This is a genomic window from Nocardia goodfellowii (assembly GCF_017875645.1).
In the GTDB taxonomy this organism is placed as follows: domain Bacteria; phylum Actinomycetota; class Actinomycetes; order Mycobacteriales; family Mycobacteriaceae; genus Nocardia; species Nocardia goodfellowii.
The window spans coordinates 2723905-2742116 of sequence record NZ_JAGGMR010000001.1; the positions used below are offsets into that span (position 1 = coordinate 2723905).

The window sequence follows — 18212 nt, forward strand, 5'->3', positions numbered from 1 at the left end:
TCACCGTGCCCGGCGGCTGACCTTCAGCGACTGGGTGATCAACGGGATCTGCAACGGCAGTCGCAGGACCGAGCCGATCTTCATGACCTGCGGCGCCTTCTCGCTGTTCAGCATGTCCACCGCGAACTGCACATTGGCCGGGAACACCGCGATGAACAGCAACGCCGCCAGGCGACCACCGAAGCGACGGGTGCTGGGGACCGCGAGGGCGGCGGCCACGCCCAATTCGGCCACTCCGGAGACATAGGTGTAGGTCCGGGCCTGGCCGGGCAGTTGCCGCGGCACGATCGAATCGAACGGTTTCGGCGCGACGAAATGCAGGACCCCGCTTCCGAACAACAAGGTAGCGAGGGCAAGCGCGGGCCGTCGCCCGTGGTCGATTTCGATCTGAGCCATGACTCACCCTGACATCCGCGCGTGCCTTCCGTCGAGTCGGCGTACCGCATAACCTCGAATCCATGCCACTACTCCCGGCATCCGAGCTTGCCGGCCGGATCGCGCCTCGGCCGGGCATCGCACCGATCTCGCGGTAGGCTCCCGTGTCGTGCCGGAGCGAGATGTCATGCCGGAGTTCGTCGGAAGCAGCGACAGGGGTGGTGAGACCGGTGTTGAGTGAGTTCGAGGAGAACGCGATCAAGCGCGGCGTCTCCGCTCGTCCGCATTTCGCGCTGGTCGGTCTGCTGCGGATCCCCGAAGTGCAGACGAGTCCGTGGACGCAGCTGATCCGCCGGGTGCTGTTCGCGATCGGTCTACTGTTCACCGCGGCGACGGTGGTCTACGTCGGGCGGCATGGGTATCGAGATGTCTCCGAGGACGAGCTGTCGTTCCTCGACGCCTTCTATTACGCGACGGTGTCCCTGTCCACCACCGGCTACGGCGATATCTCGCCGGTGTCGCCGGCGGCGCGACTGGCCAACATCATCATCATCACGCCGCTGCGAGTGCTGTTCCTCATCGTGCTCGTCGGTACCACCCTCGGCGTGCTCACCGAACGTTCCCGGCAGGCATTCAAGATTCAGCGTTGGAGGCGCAGCGTGCGTAATCACACCGTGGTTGTCGGATACGGCACGAAGGGGCGTACCGCGATCGACGCCATGCTCGGCGACGGCGTACAGCCGGCCGACATCGTCGTGGTCGACACCGATCTCGAGGTGCTGGACGCCGCCGCGAACGCGGGCCTGGTAACCGTGCACGGTTCGGCCACCCGATCGGACGTGCTGCGGCTGGCGGGTGTGCAGAATGCCGCCTCGGTGGTCGTCGCCGCCAACCGCGACGACACCGCCGTGCTGATCACACTGACCGCCCGTGAACTCAACAAGGCCGCGAAGATCGTGGTGGCGGTGCGCGAAGCCGAGAACACCCATCTGCTGCGGCAATCCGGCGCGGACTCGGTCGTGGTGTCCTCGGAGACCGCGGGCCGGCTGCTCGGCGTCGCCACCACCACACCGAATGTCGTGGAGATCATGGAGGATCTGCTTACCCCGGAGCAGGGTTTCGCGGTCGCCGAACGCGAGGTGGAACCGTCCGAAATCGGCGGATCCCCAAGGCATCTCAGCGATATCGTGCTGGGCGTGGTGCGCGATGGGACGCTGGTTCGGGTGGGGGAGCCGGCCGTCGACGCCATCGAGGCGGGCGACAAGCTGCTCTATATTCGTCGCACCCATAAGTAAGGGGAGCGGCCGCCCCGCAGGCGGGCAGGCGCGCGCCGCTAGTCTTGACGCGTGTCGTTCCAGCTGAATGGTGTCCCCCTGCTCTCGCGCTCTGTCGTCGATCGGGCCGAGGAGATCCGCGCCGACGAACAAGCACTGAAGGAAGGCTGGGCACAAGCCCGGTTACTGCGGGTGAACAAGCGCGGCCAGGTCCGATTCGAGGGCAACGCACTGGTCCTGGACGCGGCCACCGACCTTTCGGCCGAACCGGACCCGGCCGCGGTGTTCCTCGGTCTCGGCGAGGGTAAGCATGTCTGGGCGGTCCGGGACAACGAGATCACCGGCACCCTGATGGACCTGAGGGTCGCCGCGAACGAGGTCGACGACTACACCGCTGGCCTGCTGTCCACCGCGATCGCCCTGCTGAACTGGCACGACAAAGCTGGATACAACGCCGCCGACGGCAGCGTCACGGTCGCGGCGAAAGCCGGCTGGTCCCGAGTCACCGAGAGTGGCCACGAGGAATTCCCGCGCATCGACCCGGCGGTGATCTGCCTGATCCACGACGGCGGTGACCGGGTGCTGCTGGCCCGGCAGCACACCTGGCCCAAGACACTGTTCTCGCTGCTGGCCGGTTTCGTGGAAGCGGGCGAATCCCTCGAGCGCTGCGTCGAGCGCGAGGTGAAGGAGGAGGTCGGGGTCGACCTCCGCGACATCCACTACCTGGGCAGCCAGCCGTGGCCGTTCCCGCGGTCGCTGATGCTCGGGTTCGCCGCCGTCGCCGATCCGGAGCAGCCGTTGGCGTTCTCGGACGGCGAGATCGCCGAGGCCCACTGGTTCACCCGCGCCGAGGTGCGCGAAGCGCTGGCGCTGGGCGACTGGTCCGCGCAGAAAGAGGGCAACCGCCTGCTGCTGCCCGGGTCGATCTCCATCGCCCGCACCATCGTCGAATCCTGGGCCGAGCTCGACTCCTAGGCCAGCGTCGCGAGATGCTGCTTGACGGCGGCCAGCGACGGGTTGGTCGCCGTGGAACCGTCGGCGAACTTCACCGTCGGCACCACGTGGTTCCCGTTGTTGACGCTGCCGACGAATTCCGCCGAGGCAGGGTCCTGCTCGATATCGATCTCGACGTAGCTGATGCCGGACTCGTCCAGCTGCTTCTTGAGCCGCCGGCAGTAACCGCACCAGGTGGTCGAGTACATCGTCAGATCAACGTTCGCGTCAGTCACGGTTGCTTCAACGCTCACGGCACGCATCCTGTTCCTGGGTGCATGCCGCTCGACTGCTGAGCGTCACGCCGTGTGCGTCTGCCGGGCGGCCCGGTACTCCCACAGCAGCGGCCACAGGATCACCCCGGCCAATCCGCAGACCAGTCCCAGCGCGCCGATATGCGGGGCGAAGACACCGAGCGCGACGGCGATCAGCGCACACGGCACAGGCCAGATCAGACTCCGTGTCCAGCCAGCGTGCGTAAACAGACCGAGCAAGGCGTTGATGGCGAAATACGCGGCCACGCCACCGCACAGTGACCAGCCGATGCCCGCGGTCAGATGCCCGGAGGCATGGTCGATGGCCAGGCCGAGCCCGCCCGCGATGGTGGCTATCGCGCCGGTGAGGAAGCAGTGCAGCACCATCACATGCCTGCGGGACAGGCCGGTCTCGGCACCGCCGAGCAACCTGGCCACACCGCCGTACAGCATGATCACCGCCCACACCATCCAAAACGCAAGGTAGAGCAGCACATACAGCCCGAGGTCGCCCAGGAGGCGTGCCGCTCCCGCGTCTCAGCCGGTCCCTGCGGTGTCTCGGTGGTCACCGAGACAGTAATAGTCCTGGGCGGTCGGTCAGTCCGGCCCGCCACGCCGTCCACCTGGACGCCGATCCGTCCTGCGGGAAAAGGTCGACTCCACCTGCGCCGATAGGTAGAGTGGAGCACGTCACGCGAGTGATGCCGAGGGCGGTGAGACGCCGTTTGCTGGAACGACGCCCCACCTGGTTGGGGATTTACCTAGTCAGCCCTCGGCGGACCAAGTGGTAAATGAGCGCCCCGGCGATTACGGCTACTCCTGTCAGACAGAAGCAAACGCCGTAATCGACCGGGGTATCACTCTTCACCCGGCGATGTTTCGCCATTCCCCACCACCTCCCTCCTGGGCGCGGCGTGGACCACGTTGGAATGCAACCGCTTTCGCACATCACAGCAACTTTCTGGCGTGTCGCTCCTCCGGTGTGCCGCCGACAGGTCTGTGGTGACGCGTCCGCTTGTCGGACCCGGCTGTCATGATGGTGCTCGTGCCCCTCGACCTCGCTGCCCTGGATCCCGAGCAGGCGGCCGCCGTAAAGGCGCCGCGCGGGCCGGTATGTGTGTTGGCCGGTGCGGGGACGGGCAAGACCAGGACCATCACGCATCGCATCGCGCATCTGGTGTCGGCCGGGCATGTGAAGGCCGACCAGGTGCTGGCCGTGACGTTCACGGCGCGAGCGGCGGGGGAGATGCGCAGCCGCTTGCGTGAGCTGGGGCTCGGGGGTGATGCGAATCAGGTGCAGGCCAGGACATTTCACGCGGCGGCATTGCGTCAGCTCAAGTACTTCTGGCCGCAGATCGTGGGGGAGGTGTCGTGGCGGTTGATCGATGGCAAGTTCCAGATCGTGGCGCAGGCGGCGCACCGGGCGGGGCTGTCCGCGTCGACGGAGAGCGTGCGAGATCTGCTCAGTGAGATCGAGTGGGCGAAGGGCACGCTGATCGCGCCGGAGGACTATCCGGCGGCGGTGGCCAAACATCGGCGGGAGACGCCGTCCGATCCGGCACGGATCGCCGAGGTGTACTCGGCCTACGAAAGCCTGAAGACATCGCCGGACGGATTGCTGCTGGACTTCGACGACCTGCTGCTGCACACGGCCGCCGCGCTGGAAGACTATCCCGCCGTCGCGGAAGAGTTCCGAAGTCGCTACCGCAGTTTCGTGGTCGACGAATATCAGGACGTCACGCCGTTGCAGCAGCGAGTGCTCGACGCCTGGCTCGGCGATCGCGACGACCTCACCGTGGTCGGTGACGCGAACCAGACGATCTACTCGTTCACCGGCGCGACCCCGTCCTATCTGCTCGACTTCTCGCGCCGATTCCCCGAGGCGACGGTCGTCCGGCTGGAACGCGACTACCGCTCCACCCCGCAGGTGGTGTCGCTGGCCAATCGGGTGATCGGCGCCGCGCGGGGCCGGATCGCGGGGACCAGGTTGCAATTGATCGGCCAGCGGCCCGACGGCCCGGAACCGGTGTTCGCCGAGTACGACGACGCGCCGGCCGAGGCGTCCGCGGTGGCCCGGCAGATCAAAACGCTGATCAAGGACGGTGTCCCGGCCGCGGAGATCGCGGTGCTGTACCGGATCAACGCGCAATCCGAGGCCTACGAGCAAGCGCTCACCGAACAGGGCATCCCGTATCAGGTACGTGGTGGGGAAGGTTTCTTTCAGCGCGCCGAGGTCCGGCAGGCCGTGAGCCTGCTGCGCCAAGCCGCCTCCCGGGAGGACCTGCCCGACGAGTCCCGCAGCGGAACCGCCCTGGTCACCCTGGTCAAGGCGGTGCTCGCACCGGTGGGACTCACCAATACCGAGCCCGTGGGTGCACAGGCCCGGGAGAAATGGGAGTCGCTGGTAGCGCTGGTCCGGCTCACCGAGGAACTGGTCGCCGCCGAGGAAGAACTGGATCTCGGCGGATTGTTGCGTGAGCTCGCCGCGCGCGCCGAGGCCAGGCACCCACCGACCGTCCAGGGCGTCACCTTGGCGTCGCTGCATGCCGCCAAGGGGCTGGAGTGGGACGCGGTATTCCTGGTGGGCCTGGTCGACGGCACCATGCCGATCCAGCACGTGCTGGCCGGTGACGGCTCGGTCGCGGACGTCGCCGCGCTCGAGGAGGAACGGCGGTTGTTCTACGTCGGGGTCACCCGGGCCCGCGAGCATCTGCGTCTGTCCTGGGCGCTGTCCCGTAACCAGGGCAGCCGGCGCACCCGGCGCCGGTCCCGGTTCCTGAACGGCCTCGTCCCGGACGACTCACCGGCCTCCCGCATCGCCGCGCCGGTGCCGGAAAAGAAGGGCGGCGGCATCCGCCCGTCCTGCCGGGTCTGTGCGAAACCGCTGATCGGCACCTATGCGACCATGCTCGGCCGGTGCCGTCGATGCCCTGCCGAGCTGGACAACGTCCTGCTCGATGCCCTCAAGGAATGGCGCGCGGAGAAGGCCGAAGTGCTGCGGGTGCGCGAGTTCGTGATCTTCACCGACACCACGCTCACCGCGATTGCCGAGCAATTGCCCGCCGATGACCGGGCGTTGGGCGCGATCGCCGGGATCGGGGCGAAGAAGATCACCGAGTACGGGGCGGACGTCCTCGCGATCGTCGCCTCGCGGATGCGCGCCCGCGCGCGGTGAAACAAGAGTCCTGTAGCGTGACCGAGCCCACCCGTGGCCGAAACCCGCTGAGCCCGAAGATTGCTCGGAAAAATCTACAAAACCGCAGGTAGAAAATAGGTTGTCGGTTTCTCCCGCATTGCATATGGTGGGAACACGCACCGGGAGGTAATCCCAGCGCGCACAGTTGACAGATCGACGAGAGAAGGAGGGAGGCAGACCGATGAACAACATCAGCATCGCCAGAAGCCTCAACGCGTTCAGCGTTGTGGCCGGTGCGGCCATGTCGTTCGACAGTGCATTTGCCTCCCGGGGGATCTCCGCTTTGCAGGGGATCGGTCTGTCTCGCGTCAGCGCATTCGGAACCAAGGTCGACGTGACGGCGAAAGCTGTCTCGTTTACGCACCCGATTTGCGTCCAGCAACAGGCAGACAAGCCCAGCGGGGCTTGGCATCCGGCGGCTGCACAGGCAGCGGTCGGCGCCTTCGTCATCGATTCCGGTTATGAGCCGGCGGGCAACAACCCCGCGGCCGCCGGACCGGCAGCAGATATTGCGGCCGGCGTCGAGATGGCGAACCGCCTCCGCACCGCACAAGACCCAGCGACCGTGATCAGAGATCGACACAGGTGTCGAATTAGGTAGGGGACACCCCTCACCTCCTGGCCACGGATCGCAACCCGCGAAACCGTGGCCATTGTTTTTAAGCGGCTCTTCAGCCGTTTGGAACCGGTTTCGTGGACAAAGTAAACGAACCGCTGCAAACGAACTGAAGGAGAACCGACGTGTTCACCGCAGAAGGCTGGCCGGAGGCCGCTACTGACGTGACATGCCGCACTGTGGCACGATCCACCCGCACTCGCGAGGCCACGGTGACCGTGCCTTGCCGCGCCGGAGATCCCGATCTCTGGTTCGCCGAGAGCCCGGCCCAGTTGGAGGAAGCCAAGGCCCTGTGCGCGGCTTGCCCCATCCGAAAGGGCTGCCTGACCGCGGCTATCGACCGTGGTGAGCCGTGGGGTGTTTGGGGCGGTGAGATCTTCGACCAGGGTGTCGTGATCGCCCGCAAGCGTCCGCGTGGTCGCCCGCGCAAGGTCGCGGTCCCGGCATGAGCGGCGATAGCCCGCTCATGCCGCGACTGACGGCATACCTCCCTCCGGTCCTCGTGGCCCGGCGGGCCCTAGTGGACCGCCGGCGCGCCCAGGAACGAGAAAGCACACGAACCGCTCACCGCGTGATCAGGTGGGCGGTTCGTTTGCGTTGTGCGGCAAGGCATATGGCGAGCGCGATCCAGCTGTCGGGGTGTCAGCTGGATCGAACTCGCGGTGCGGCGGGAACTCTCAACTGGTGAGTTCGCCGCGCTCCTCGCGGAGGCCGGGCAGCCATTGATTGGCCAGACCCATGAAGGGCAGCTCCGCGTCCAGCTGCGCGAGGATCCCGACGGACCCGCCCAGGACCCGGAAGATCATCACGTGCTCGGCCGGAAGTTGCATCGCCCGTGAGGTTTTCATCTCCGCACTGGTGATGTCGGTGGCCTTGCCCGCCACCCGCTGCATCCATCGGCGGGTGAAGTGGAACGACTCGGTCCGGATCGGGTCGGTGAACGGCCGCAGGAAGTCGGCGATCTCCTGGTGGGTGACGGTGCGGCCGGGAATGATCCAGCCGTTGTCGTAGAGAACCTGGGTGAGTTCGTCGAACCGTTCCTCGACGGCCAGCGCGAGGATCTGCCCGAGGATTTTCGGGAAACCATCCGGTAGTGGAGCGCACGCGCCGAAATCGATGACCGCGAGCCGCCCGTCGGGCAGCATCATGAAGTTGCCCGGGTGCGGATCCGCGTGCAGCAGGCCGGCGATCTCAGGCGAGGAGAAGTGGAATTCGCCCATCAGACCCGCGACCCGGTTGCGGAGCTCGTAGGTGCCCTCCGGGTCCGCCGCGCCTTCGCCGATGATCTTGGACACCGGTGTGCCGTCCAGCCATTCGGTGACGATCACCTTCGGGGCGCCCGCCACCACCTTGGGCACCACGATCCGGGGGTGCCCGTCGAAGGCTTTGGCGAACGTGCGCTGATTGCGCGCCTCGTTGCGGTAGTCCAGTTCTTCCTCGGTGCGCTCGGTGATCTCGGCCAGGATCGGCTTCACGTCCGCGCCCGGGACGACCGAGGCGATCAGACCCGTCATTCGAGACAGCGTCTTCAGATCGGCGCGCAGCGCCTCGTCCGCGCCGGGGTACTGCACCTTCACCGCGACGACGCGTCCGTCCGACCACACCGCCTTGTGTACCTGACCGATACTGGCCGAGGCGGCCGGAGTGTCGTCGAAGGATTGGAAGCGTTCCCGCCACCGAGTGCCCAGCTGCACGTCGAGCACCCGGTGCACGGTGGCGGCCGGCATCGGCGGCGCGGCGGCTTGCAGCTTGGTGAGCGCCTCGCGGTAGTGCTCGCCGAACTCCTCCGGGATCGCGGCTTCCATCACGCTCAGCGCCTGACCGAACTTCATTGCGCCGCCCTTGAGTTCACCGAGGACGGTGAACAACTGCTCGGCGGCCTTCTGATTGAGCTGGGCGTTGATTTCGGACTTGTCGCCGCCGGCCAGCTTCTTGCCGAACCCGACGGCGGCCCGCCCCGCGATCCCCAGCGGAATCTTGGCTAACTTGGCATTTCGGGATGAGCCACGGCGCACAATCTCAGACACGTACCCATCATGGCCGACGGACCCCCGGCTTTGCCATGGCAATTTGGAGACTCGTGCGTCACTCATCGGGCCCACCTGCGCAAACACCGCGGCATCCGCAGGCCGGATGGACGGCCCAATCTCGGTGCTCGATCCGATGGGAGGCCAGATCCAGCTCGAGCGTGCCGTCCAGGGTGCCCAGTGTCCGGGCGGCCGAGCACGCCAAGATCGACTCCAACTCGCCCAGCGCTAGCGCGGCGGTTGCCGCGACCGCCGCGGTCGAAGCCTGGCCGACCCGGCCGAGCAACTGCGCCGCGAGATGCGGCCAGGCCGGGTCGAGATCGGTGCGTGTCAGGTCCGCGCAGCGCAGGCAACTGGTCCGGCCGGGCAGTACCAGGGGGCCGACGATTCCCTTGCCGTCCCGAATGTGGACGGCCAGATGGGGAATCTGATGCAGCACAAGGTCGTTGGCGAGCCGCGGGTCGGGGACCACCTCGTCGGTGAGCAGCACCAGCTCGCCGTGCCAGCTGCCGATCGGGGTATCGGGGGTGTAGCCGCGCGACCGGATGGGCCGGACCCCCAGCCGGCGTACGCCGATACTCAAAGCATCCGAGAGCGGACCGGACCCGTGCACCCGAATCGACCGGATGCGCCGGGCCGCTGCCTCGGGCGGGACCAGCAGACCGGCGTCCTCGATGTCGGTCAGCAGCGCCGCGGCCTGGCTCGGCTGGATTCCGGATTCTTCGGCGAGCCAAAGGATCTGGGGCCGGGTGCGCATGCCGTCGAGCAGCCGGAGGAAGCTGAGCACGGTGGCGGTGTCGAGATCGGCCGGGTCGAGCACGACCGCGGTGTCCGGGTCCCAGCCCAGTTGCACCGCGCCGGAGGGTCGCACCAGGATCATCACCCGGGGATGCAACATCGGCCCGCAGGGCCCGTTGACGGCGAGATGTGTCGATGTCATGGGCCGAGTATGTGCGGGCGCGCCTACCGCCCAGCCTGCGAAAACCCCTGTTATGCACAGGGATTTACGATTTTCACAGGACAGTGACTAGGACGTGCCGGAGTCCTCGGGCTTGTCATCCTCACCGGTCGACGGCTTCCCCGGCTCGTCCTCCTGCTTCGCGGCATTGCCCGAGTCACGTTCCCGCGCCTCGGTTTCGGCGAGCTGGGCGAGCGGGTCGTCGAACGCTCCGGTACCGCCGCCGATCACCGAGTCGATGAAGCCGGCCGGATGATCCAGATCATTGGAATCGGGCAGCAGATCGGGGTGCGCCCACACGCCGTCCCGCTTCTCCATGCCCGCGTCGTCGGTGAGCCGCTGCCACAGGGCCGCCGCTTCGCGCAGCTTGCGCGGCCGCAACTCCAGGCCGACCAGAGTGGCGAAGGTCTGCTCGGCCGGGCCACCGGAGGCACGCCGGCGGCGCAGCGTCTCGGCCAGCGCGCCCGCGCCGGGCAGCCGGTCGCCCACGGCGGCGGCGACCACGACCTGCACCCAGCCCTCGATCAACGCGAGCAGCGTCTCCAAGCGCTCCAGCGCCTGCTTCTGCTCCGGGCTGGTCTGCGGTTCGAACGCGCCCTGTGACAGCAGCTCCTGCAGCTTGGCCGGATCGCTCAGGGTCATGGGATCGATACCCTGCGCGGCCTCCTCGATGGAGGAGAAATCCATCTTGATGCCGCGCGCGTAGCTCTCCACCGCGCCGAGCACCTGCTGGCGCAGCCACGGCACGTGCCCGAACAGACGCTGGTGGGCGGCCTCGCGCGCGGCGAGGAAGACCATGATCTCGCTCTCCGGCTGCTCCAGGCCCGCGCTGAACTCGGAGATCGCGGCGGGCAACAGCGCGGCGGTGCCGCTCGGGCCGAGCGGCAGGCCGATATCGGTGGAGGTCAGCACCTCCTTGGCGAGCTGGCCGAGGGCTTGGCCTAGCTGCGAACCGAACGCCAGGCCGCCCATCTGGCTGAGCATGCCCATCATCGGGGCGGCCATCTCCTTGGCCTCCTCCGGCAGCTGCGCGGTCCACATGCCGTTGACCTGCTGCGCCACCGGATCGCAGAGCCGCTTCCAGGTCGGCACCGTCTCTTCGATCCAGTCGTTCGCCGTCCAGGCGGCGGTCTTGGTCGCACCCGCGGGCAGTGTGGTGGCGCCGTCGAGCCAGAGCTCGGCCAAGCGCGCCGCGTCGGTGATGGCGTTCGCCGTGCTCTCCGACACCGGGGTCAGGTCCGCGCCGAGTTGCTGGCGCGCGAGCCGCTTGGCCACGTCGTAGTTCACCGGCCCGGACTGCCCGCCGCTGCCCGGCTGGCCCATGCCGCTGAGCATCTGCCCGAGCTGGGTCAGCATCTGGCCGAGCTGCGACGGATCGAAACCCGCGCCCGAACCGCCCAGGGCGAAACTGAATGGGTCGTTGGCCCCGGAACCCTGGGATTCGTCGCCTTTGCGCGCGTCGTCGTCGTCACGGTCCGAGAATCCGAACGGCATGTCACTCATGTCTATTACGCTACTCGTTCAGGCCTGGTGGTCAGTGCTCGCGCACCGTAGCGATCGCTTGCGGGTCGCTCGAAAGGGTCGGCGAAATCGGTTCGACGCGCGGACCGCTGAAAAGCTTGCCTCTGCGGCCGTAGCGCGGGGTCCATCACTATGGTGGGCCTGGTGAATCGTCGGATTTGGACCCTGCTGGCCGCCCTCGTCCCGGTGCTCGTACTCGGCGTACTCGGCACTGTCATCACTGTGCCCTATGTCGCACTGGGCCCCGGCCCCACCTTCAACACCCTCGGCGAAGTCGACGGCAAGCAGGTAGTGGACGTACGCGGCACCGAGGTGGATCCGACCACCGGCCATCTCAATATGACCACCGTGTCGGTGCGCGACGGGCTCAATCTGTTCGAGGCGTTCGGCTTCTGGGCCAGCGGCGAGCACGGCCTGGTGCCGCGCGCCGAGGTGTATCCGCCCGGGGTGCCGCGCGAGGAGATCGACAAGTCCAACCAGCAGGACTTCAAGGATTCCGAAGGCAACGCCGAGGTCGCCGCGCTGCACTATCTGAAGCTGCCGACGGTGGTGCTGGTGCGCAAGGTCGGCGACGAAGGCCCCGCCAAGGACATTCTGCGGCCCGGCGACGAGATCGTCAGCATCAACGGGACGCCGATCGCCACGCCGCAGGACGTGGTGACCGCGGTGTCCTCGCAGGCGCCCGGCAGCAAGCTGACGATCGCGCTGCGCCGCGACAACGCCGAGCAGACCGTCGAGATCACCCTGGCCGCGCGCCCCGACGACCCGGCCAAGGGCTACCTCGGGGTCACCCCGGCCGAGGGCGCGCGCCCGCCCATGCAGGTCACCTTCAACCTCGCCGACATCGGCGGCCCGTCGGCCGGTCTGATGTTCAGTCTCGCGCTCATCGACAAGCTCTCCCCGGGCGAGCTCGACGGCGGCAAGTTCGTCGCTGGCACCGGCACCATCGAACAGGACGGCAAGGTCGGTCCGATCGGCGGCATCCAATACAAGATGATGGCCGCGCGGGAAGCCGGCGCGGAGACCTTTCTGGTCCCGGCCGCCAACTGCAACGAGGCCCGCGCCCGCACGCCCGACGGCCTGCGCCTGGTGAAGGTCGAAAACCTCGACGGCGCCGTGCAGTCTCTGGCGGACATCAACGCCGGTCGTGAGCCGGTGAGCTGCGCCGCCGGCTGATCAGTCCTCGAAGCCTTCCTCGAAGGTGTGGTGCAGAGCTTCGAGCACGTTCGGGGCCAGGTTCGGATAGGTGCGCAGGTCGAGAGCGGGGAAGCTGTCGTCTTCCTCGGGCTTGATCTGTAGCAGCGCCAGCTGCATTCCTTCTCTGAGCACACCGGCGAACAGGCGGGCGGCGCGGCGTTCCGGATGGGCGTGCGCGGCGGCGCGAGCGGCGGCGTCGGCGGCCTCGTGGTCGGCCAGCAGCGGGGTGAGCGCGTCGTCCAGCGTGCTTTCCGCGTCCGGCGGCAGCACCACGATCTCCTGCACCAGTACGCAACCCCGTACGGCCGGTGGCCAGGTGGTGGTGGCGAGGAACTCGTCGAGTGCCATCGATCCGCCGGTGATGTCGTCCGGCAACGCTTCCTGGGCGATCGGCGTCAGCTCGTTGCCCTGATCCAACTGGTCCAGCAGCCCGGGCTCGGCGGCGACCAGGTCGGCGGTGGGTACCAGGGCGAACAGCTGCGGCGGACGTCCCCAGCCCTCGGCGTCGGCGAATTCCGCTACCTCGCGTACGGCGCGGGACAGGACGAGTTCGGCGTGCAGGTCTGCGGTCACCGAAACATCCTCGCATCACTTCGACGAGCCCGGACACAGACACCGCGATCGGTCAGCATCGCGACAGCGATCCCGGGCGAGGTGGTGGTCGGGCGACGGGCGGGGCCGCGAGGCACCTTTCGGTGTCCGTTTCCGTAGAGTGGGCGCGAGACGGTCGACACGTGTGGACCGCTGGAACATTCGGACTGCGGCGCCCACCGGTAACGGTGCGGGCGCCGCCGGATCTTGGAGCGTGGCATCGTGGGCATGCGGCCCCCAACCGGCTTATCGTTGTCCCGCCGCAGCCGAGTGCTGCTGGTGGCGGCCATTGTTCTGGCGGCGCTGCTGCTGCTGGGACCACGGCTGACCGATACCTACACCAATTGGCTGTGGTTCGGCGAGGTCGGCTACCGGAACGTCTATCTGACCGTATTGCGGTCCCGCGTCATCCTTTTCGCGGCCGTCGGATTGTTCGTCGGTCTCGTGGTCTGGCTGGCGTTGCTGCTGGCTTACCGGACCCGGCCGGTCTTCGTGCCGGTAGCGGGACCCAATGACCCGATCGCGCGCTACCGCACCACCGTGATGAGCCGGCTGCGGCTGTTCGGCATCGGCGTCCCGGTGCTGCTGGGCCTGCTGTCGGGTTTGGTGGCGCAGTCGAATTGGGTGACGCTGCAGCTGTTCCTCAACGGCGGCGACTTCGGTCAGACCGATCCGCAGTTCCAGCTCGACGTGGGCTTCTACGCCTTCGACCTGCCGTTCTACCGCATGGTGCTGAACTGGCTGTTCGTCGCGATCGTGATCGCGTTCTTCGCCAGCCTGGTCACCCACTACATCTTCGGCGGCCTGCGGCTGAGCGGCCGCGAGGGCGTACTGACCAGGCCCGCGCGCGTCCAGCTCGCGGTGATCGCCGGAATCTTCGTGCTGCTCAAGGCCGTTGCCTACTGGTTCGACCGCTACGAGTTGCTGTCCAGCAGTCGTAAGGCGCCGACCTTCGAGGGCGGTTCGTTCACCGATATCAACGCGGTGCTGCCCGGCAAGCTGATCCTGCTCGCGATCGCGGTGATCTGCGCGATCGCGTTCTTCGCGGGCATCGTGCTGCGTGATCTGCGGGTGCCGGCCATGGCGGCCGCGTTGCTGGTGCTCTCCTCCATTCTGGTCGGCGCGGTGTATCCGCTGATCGTGGAACAGTTCTCGGTGCGCCCGAATGCCGCGGACAAGGAAGCCGAGTACATCGAGCGCAATATCGCGGCGACCCGGAATGCCTACGGCATCACCCCCGACAAGATCGAATACAAGGACTACAAGGGCGAGAGCCGCAAGAGCCCGCTGGAGGTCCCGGTCGACCGGGTCACCATCGCCAACGCCCGGCTGCTGGATCCGAACATCCTCTCGCCCACGTTCACTCAGTTGCAGCAGCGCAAGAACTTCTACGGCTTCCCCGAATCGCTGGACATCGACCGCTACAGCATCAACGGCGAGGTCCAGGACTACATCGTCGCCGCGCGTGAGCTGGATCCGCGCGCGCTGTCCGGCGGACAGACCAACTGGATCAACCAGCACACCGTCTACACCCACGGCAACGGCTTCGTCGCGGCCCCGGCCAACCGGGTGAACAAGCCGCAGGCCGACGCCAATCAGGCCTCCAGTGGTGCGAGCGACAGCGGCTATCCGATCTTCATGGTCAGCGACCTGGCTACCGCCCCGGACAAGCAGCACATCCGGGTGGACCAGCCGCGTATCTACTTCGGTGAGCTGATCTCGCAGTCCACCGCCGACTACGCCATCGTCGGCGGCTCGGAGGGTCAGGCCCCGCGCGAATACGATTCCGACACCGCTTCCTACACCTACACCGGTGCGGGCGGCGTGCCGATCGGCAACTGGTTCAACCGGCTGGCCTTCGCGGCCAAGTACGCCGAGCGCAACCTGTTGTTCTCCTCGGCCATCGGCGAGAACTCGAAGATCATCTTCAACCGCAGTCCCAAGGACCGGGTGCAGAAGGTCGCGCCGTGGTTGACCACCGACGGCAATGCCTACCCGGCGGTGGTGGAGGGCCGCGTCAAGTGGATCGTCGACGCCTACACCACGCTGGACAAGTACCCCTACGCGCAGACCACCTCGCTGGAGGGTGCGGTCGAGGACAGCATCGACCAGAAGACCGGTCGCCTGCTGCCCCGCAAGGAAGTCAGCTATATCCGCAACTCGGTGAAGGCCACCGTCGACGCCTATGACGGCACGGTCACCCTCTACGAAACCGACAGCACCGACCCGGTACTGAAGGCCTGGCGCGGTGTGTTCCCGGGAGCGGTCAAGCCGGAGAGCGAGATCTCGCCGGAACTGCGCGCGCACTTCCGCTACCCCGAGGATCTGTTCAAGGTCCAGCGCGAGATGCTGACCAAGTACCACGTGGACAATCCGCGAGAGTTCTTCACCAACAACGCCTTCTGGTCGGTGCCGACCGATCCGACGATCGAGAGCCAGGGTGGCAGCTTCAAGCAGCCGCCGTACTACGTGCTGCTCGGTGATCCGAAGTCGGACAAGCCGGTGTTCAACCTGACCAGCGCGATGGTGGGCTTCAACCGGCAGTTCCTCTCGGCCTACATCTCGGTGCGCTCGGATCCGGACGGCTACGGCAAGTTCACGATTCTGCGTTTGCCGACCGACACGCAGACCCAGGGCCCACAGCAGACGCAGAACAGCATGACGACCGCGGACGAGGTCTCGCGGGAGAAGACACTGCTGTCCAACTCGAACAAGATCAAGTACGGCAATCTGCTGACGCTGCCGATCGCGGACGGCGGCATCCTGTACGTGGAGCCGTTCTACAACGAGCGCAATACCGGCCCGAACACCTCGACCTTCCCGCAGTTGCTGCGCGTGCTGGTCAGCTACCGGGACGACGCGGGCAGCGTTCGAGTCGGCTATGCCCCGACTCTGGCCGAAGCGCTGAACGAGGTGCTGCCCGGCGCCGGGGCGCTGGCCACCAACTCCGGTGGGGATCCGGCCAACCGGCCGAAGCCGGGCACGCTCCCGCCGGCGCCGGACACCAGCCAGCCACAGCCGGGAGCGAACACCCCGGTGCCCGGCACGGTGACGCCGCCGACCGGGTCCTCGGCGGCCAAGGATGCCGCGGCCGCGGAGCTGAATCGGCGGATCGAGGCGGTACGCACGGCTATGAAGACCGGTGACTTCGCCGAACTCGGCCGGGCGTTGAACGAACTGGAGGTCGCGGTGAAGGCCTACCAGGAAGCCAAGTAGGCCCACCCGGTCGCCCGACCGCTACCCGTCATCGAGACGCTGTGCGTCGCCGCTACCACAGAAGCGGCCTCGCTGATCCCCAGTGATCAGCGAGGCCGTTCCTGTATGCACTGGACGGGCCGGGTTCGGCGGCCCGCCCAGCGGGTCTTAGTTGCCGCCCAGCGAATCGATGAGCGGGGCGTGCTGGTCCAGCAGCTGCTGGTACAGATCCTGCACCCCGGCCTGCGCGGCGACGTTGGCGCCGACATTCTTGGCCTCGTCGACAGCGGCCTTGGGGGAGAACGGGATCGCGGCCTGGACGGCCGGGGCCGGTTCGGGTTCCGGCGCGGGGGCGGGCTCCGGCTCGAGGCCCGAGGAGACGCCTTCGGTCAGGCGGCTGCCGCAGGTCGGCCAGGCGCCGACGCCCTGGGTGGCGAGCACGTTCTCCGCGACGCGGATCTGCTCGGCCTTGCTGGCGTTGTGGGCATAGCCGGTGCCGCCGTTGGCCACCCAGGTGGAGTGGCTGAACTGCAGGCCGCCGTAGTAGCCGTTGCCGGTATTGATGCCCCAGTTGCCGCCGCTCTCGCACTGGGCGACGCCGTCCCAGTTGTGGGTGGCAGCCTCGGCCGTACCGGCGGCGAGTGTGAACGGGACGGCAACAAGGGCGCCGGTGACGGCCGCGAGGCCGAGGGCGCGGGCGTTGAACTTCCGGTTCTCAGACATGTGTGTTTTCCCTCCCTGTGCCCACCTCCGCGACGGATGTCCGTCGAGGCCCTGCCCCCAGGAGTCGGGGATCCTCGAACCGCGGGACAGGGTTACCGGCGTGCGACGGCTCGAGTTCTAGCCCATCCGCAGATTGCCTCCGGGCCGAGCACGACGGTAACGAACAAATCTCGGCAGATCACGTCTTGATAACGAGAGAATTGCATGAAGCAAATAACACATTTATCGTTGTCTGTGCAGGTGACTTGCGCATTATGGTCTGATCCCGAACGGTCGGTTATAGCTCCGTGATGTGCTCGGCGTCACAGGTAAATTGTGATGCAGGGCACGTTTGAAACGTGCTACCTAGATCGAATGTGCGGGTTTTCGGATTTCGGATTGTGCAAAACGGATAAATCGGACCGGTTCCCCCGGTGGGCCCAGAGTGGGGTGTCGCGCGTGGTTCCCGGTTCGGCCGCAATCCCGCCATCGGAGCCCTGTCCGGCTGGTTGACCTGCGCAAACCCGCCCTTCCGTCAGCGATTTGCCATCTGGGTGTAGACGTGTGTAATGTTGTGTTTACCGACGCGGGGTGGAGCAGCTCGGTAGCTCGCTGGGCTCATAACCCAGAGGTCGCAGGTTCAAATCCTGTCCCCGCTACTACAAGACCCAGGTCAGAATTTCTGACCTGGGTCTTCTTATGTGTCCGGAGCAACTCACGCGTAGCGGGGATCGGCTGCCACCGCACGTCGACGAGGTTCCAGGGCCGCCGCGACCAAATAGCTGCCGCCACCCGCCAGGGCCAGGACCCAGTACGGGCTGGCGCCGTCGAGGAAGAGCGCGGCCGAGGAAGTGAGGCCCAGCCAGGCGCCGAGCGCGTATTGCAGCACGTCGCGATACGCGGCTCCGCCCGCGAGATAGAGCAAGCCGACGATCAGGCCGGAGCCGGCCGGCCAGAGCAGCATCTTCAGATCGTCCTGGCTCAGCGCCGAACTGAGCGCGGTGATGATGAAGAACAGCGCACCGAAGCCGACCAGCCAGGAGGCGGCGAGCAGATTCCCGACTACCGCGTCCCGGCCGGTGGCCGAGCGCTGGGCCTTCATGCTCACCACGATGGTGATGACCAGCGCGGACAGCAGTCCGGTGATCAACAGGGCACTCGGCACGGCGGAGGGGAGTCGCAAAAGGGGATTTTCCCCGTGCGACAAGGCGTACGCGCCGTGGCCGAACAGCCAGGCCGCGCCGAAGCTCAGATAACTCGGCCGGTTGTCCAGAATTGCGCGCAGGTGTGAATTGTGCTGAGACATAACATTT

At 67.0% G+C, this 18212-nt stretch carries 16 protein-coding genes and 1 tRNA gene; 8 read left to right on the forward strand and 9 right to left on the reverse strand.

Annotated features, from left to right (window positions below; all coding sequences use genetic code 11):
• Positions 1-396, reverse strand: coding sequence for a DoxX family protein (locus BJ987_RS12080; RefSeq protein ID WP_209888272.1), 396 nt, complete (start codon positions 394-396; stop codon positions 1-3).
• A 209-nt stretch (positions 397-605) separates the two neighbouring features.
• Between BJ987_RS12080 and BJ987_RS12085 the strand changes: the two genes are divergently transcribed.
• A complete protein-coding gene (locus tag BJ987_RS12085) occupies positions 606-1670 on the forward strand; it encodes a potassium channel family protein (RefSeq protein ID WP_307869581.1) in 1065 nt (354 codons plus the stop codon).
• A 51-nt stretch (positions 1671-1721) separates the two neighbouring features.
• Positions 1722-2624 (forward strand): NAD(+) diphosphatase, encoded by a 903-nt coding sequence (nudC, locus tag BJ987_RS12090; protein ID WP_209888278.1) that lies wholly within the window; start codon positions 1722-1724, stop codon positions 2622-2624.
• Here nudC and BJ987_RS12095 read toward each other — a convergent pair.
• On the reverse strand, positions 2621-2851 hold the full coding sequence (locus BJ987_RS12095; protein WP_245366889.1) for a mycoredoxin: 231 nt from the start codon (positions 2849-2851) through the stop codon (positions 2621-2623). The genes nudC and BJ987_RS12095 overlap by 4 nt on opposite strands.
• A gap of 90 nt (positions 2852-2941) precedes the next feature.
• Complete coding sequence (locus tag BJ987_RS12100; protein WP_209888284.1) at positions 2942-3367, reverse strand: low temperature requirement protein A; 426 nt, start codon at positions 3365-3367, stop codon at positions 2942-2944.
• 562 nt (positions 3368-3929) lie between these two features.
• Here BJ987_RS12100 and BJ987_RS12105 point away from each other — a divergent pair.
• The 3 genes from BJ987_RS12105 (at position 3930) to BJ987_RS12115 (ending at position 7157) form a co-directional block, all read left to right on the forward strand.
• Positions 3930-6071 (forward strand): ATP-dependent DNA helicase UvrD2, encoded by a 2142-nt coding sequence (locus BJ987_RS12105; RefSeq protein ID WP_209898247.1) that lies wholly within the window; start codon positions 3930-3932, stop codon positions 6069-6071.
• Between the two features lie 202 nt (positions 6072-6273).
• A complete protein-coding gene (locus BJ987_RS12110) occupies positions 6274-6693 on the forward strand; it encodes a hypothetical protein (RefSeq protein ID WP_209888287.1) in 420 nt (139 codons plus the stop codon).
• 140 nt (positions 6694-6833) lie between these two features.
• Complete coding sequence (locus tag BJ987_RS12115; RefSeq protein WP_372446854.1) at positions 6834-7157, forward strand: WhiB family transcriptional regulator; 324 nt, start codon at positions 6834-6836, stop codon at positions 7155-7157.
• A gap of 228 nt (positions 7158-7385) precedes the next feature.
• Here the strand turns inward: BJ987_RS12115 and BJ987_RS12120 are convergent, their stop codons facing one another.
• From BJ987_RS12120 to BJ987_RS12130, 3 genes are all read right to left on the reverse strand, one after another.
• Complete coding sequence (locus BJ987_RS12120; protein ID WP_307869582.1) at positions 7386-8735, reverse strand: ABC1 kinase family protein; 1350 nt, start codon at positions 8733-8735, stop codon at positions 7386-7388.
• Between the two features lie 58 nt (positions 8736-8793).
• Positions 8794-9675, reverse strand: coding sequence for a hypothetical protein (locus BJ987_RS12125; RefSeq protein WP_209888293.1), 882 nt, complete (start codon positions 9673-9675; stop codon positions 8794-8796).
• A gap of 87 nt (positions 9676-9762) precedes the next feature.
• A complete protein-coding gene (locus BJ987_RS12130; RefSeq protein ID WP_209888296.1) occupies positions 9763-11196 on the reverse strand; it encodes a zinc-dependent metalloprotease in 1434 nt (477 codons plus the stop codon).
• Between the two features lie 162 nt (positions 11197-11358).
• Between BJ987_RS12130 and BJ987_RS12135 the strand changes: the two genes are divergently transcribed.
• Positions 11359-12390, forward strand: coding sequence for a YlbL family protein (locus tag BJ987_RS12135; RefSeq protein ID WP_209888299.1), 1032 nt, complete (start codon positions 11359-11361; stop codon positions 12388-12390).
• Here BJ987_RS12135 and BJ987_RS12140 read toward each other — a convergent pair whose 3' ends face one another.
• The gene (locus BJ987_RS12140; RefSeq protein ID WP_209888301.1) at positions 12391-12984 is read right to left on the reverse strand and encodes a PPA1309 family protein; all 594 of its coding nucleotides are present in this window, start codon (positions 12982-12984) and stop codon (positions 12391-12393) included.
• 240 nt (positions 12985-13224) lie between these two features.
• Between BJ987_RS12140 and BJ987_RS12145 the strand changes: the two genes are divergently transcribed.
• Complete coding sequence (locus BJ987_RS12145; RefSeq protein ID WP_209888304.1) at positions 13225-16218, forward strand: UPF0182 family protein; 2994 nt, start codon at positions 13225-13227, stop codon at positions 16216-16218.
• Positions 16219-16365: 147 nt separating this feature from the next.
• Here BJ987_RS12145 and BJ987_RS12150 read toward each other — a convergent pair whose 3' ends face one another.
• The gene (locus BJ987_RS12150) at positions 16366-16920 is read right to left on the reverse strand and encodes a transglycosylase family protein (RefSeq protein WP_209888307.1); all 555 of its coding nucleotides are present in this window, start codon (positions 16918-16920) and stop codon (positions 16366-16368) included.
• Between the two features lie 564 nt (positions 16921-17484).
• Here BJ987_RS12150 and BJ987_RS12155 point away from each other — a divergent pair.
• Positions 17485-17558, forward strand: a tRNA-Met gene (locus BJ987_RS12155).
• Positions 17559-17614: 56 nt separating this feature from the next.
• Here BJ987_RS12155 and BJ987_RS12160 read toward each other — a convergent pair.
• Positions 17615-18205, reverse strand: coding sequence for an ABC transporter permease (locus BJ987_RS12160; protein WP_209888310.1), 591 nt, complete (start codon positions 18203-18205; stop codon positions 17615-17617).
• Between the last annotated feature and the right edge of the window lie 7 nt (positions 18206-18212).

Coding starts and splice junctions, on each gene's coding strand:
- BJ987_RS12150 (WP_209888307.1), bottom strand. CDS start 16,920: ATGTCTGAGAACCGGAAGTTCAACGCCCGCGCCCTCGGCCTCGCGGCC.
- BJ987_RS12110 (WP_209888287.1), top strand. CDS start 6,274: ATGAACAACATCAGCATCGCCAGAAGCCTCAACGCGTTCAGCGTTGTG.
- BJ987_RS12125 (WP_209888293.1), bottom strand. CDS start 9,675: ATGACATCGACACATCTCGCCGTCAACGGGCCCTGCGGGCCGATGTTG.
- BJ987_RS12160 (WP_209888310.1), bottom strand. CDS start 18,205: ATGTCTCAGCACAATTCACACCTGCGCGCAATTCTGGACAACCGGCCG.
- BJ987_RS12100 (WP_209888284.1), bottom strand. CDS start 3,367: ATGGTGTGGGCGGTGATCATGCTGTACGGCGGTGTGGCCAGGTTGCTC.
- BJ987_RS12130 (WP_209888296.1), bottom strand. CDS start 11,196: ATGAGTGACATGCCGTTCGGATTCTCGGACCGTGACGACGACGACGCG.
- BJ987_RS12105 (WP_209898247.1), top strand. CDS start 3,930: ATGATGGTGCTCGTGCCCCTCGACCTCGCTGCCCTGGATCCCGAGCAG.
- BJ987_RS12080 (WP_209888272.1), bottom strand. CDS start 396: ATGGCTCAGATCGAAATCGACCACGGGCGACGGCCCGCGCTTGCCCTC.
- BJ987_RS12095 (WP_245366889.1), bottom strand. CDS start 2,851: ATGTACTCGACCACCTGGTGCGGTTACTGCCGGCGGCTCAAGAAGCAG.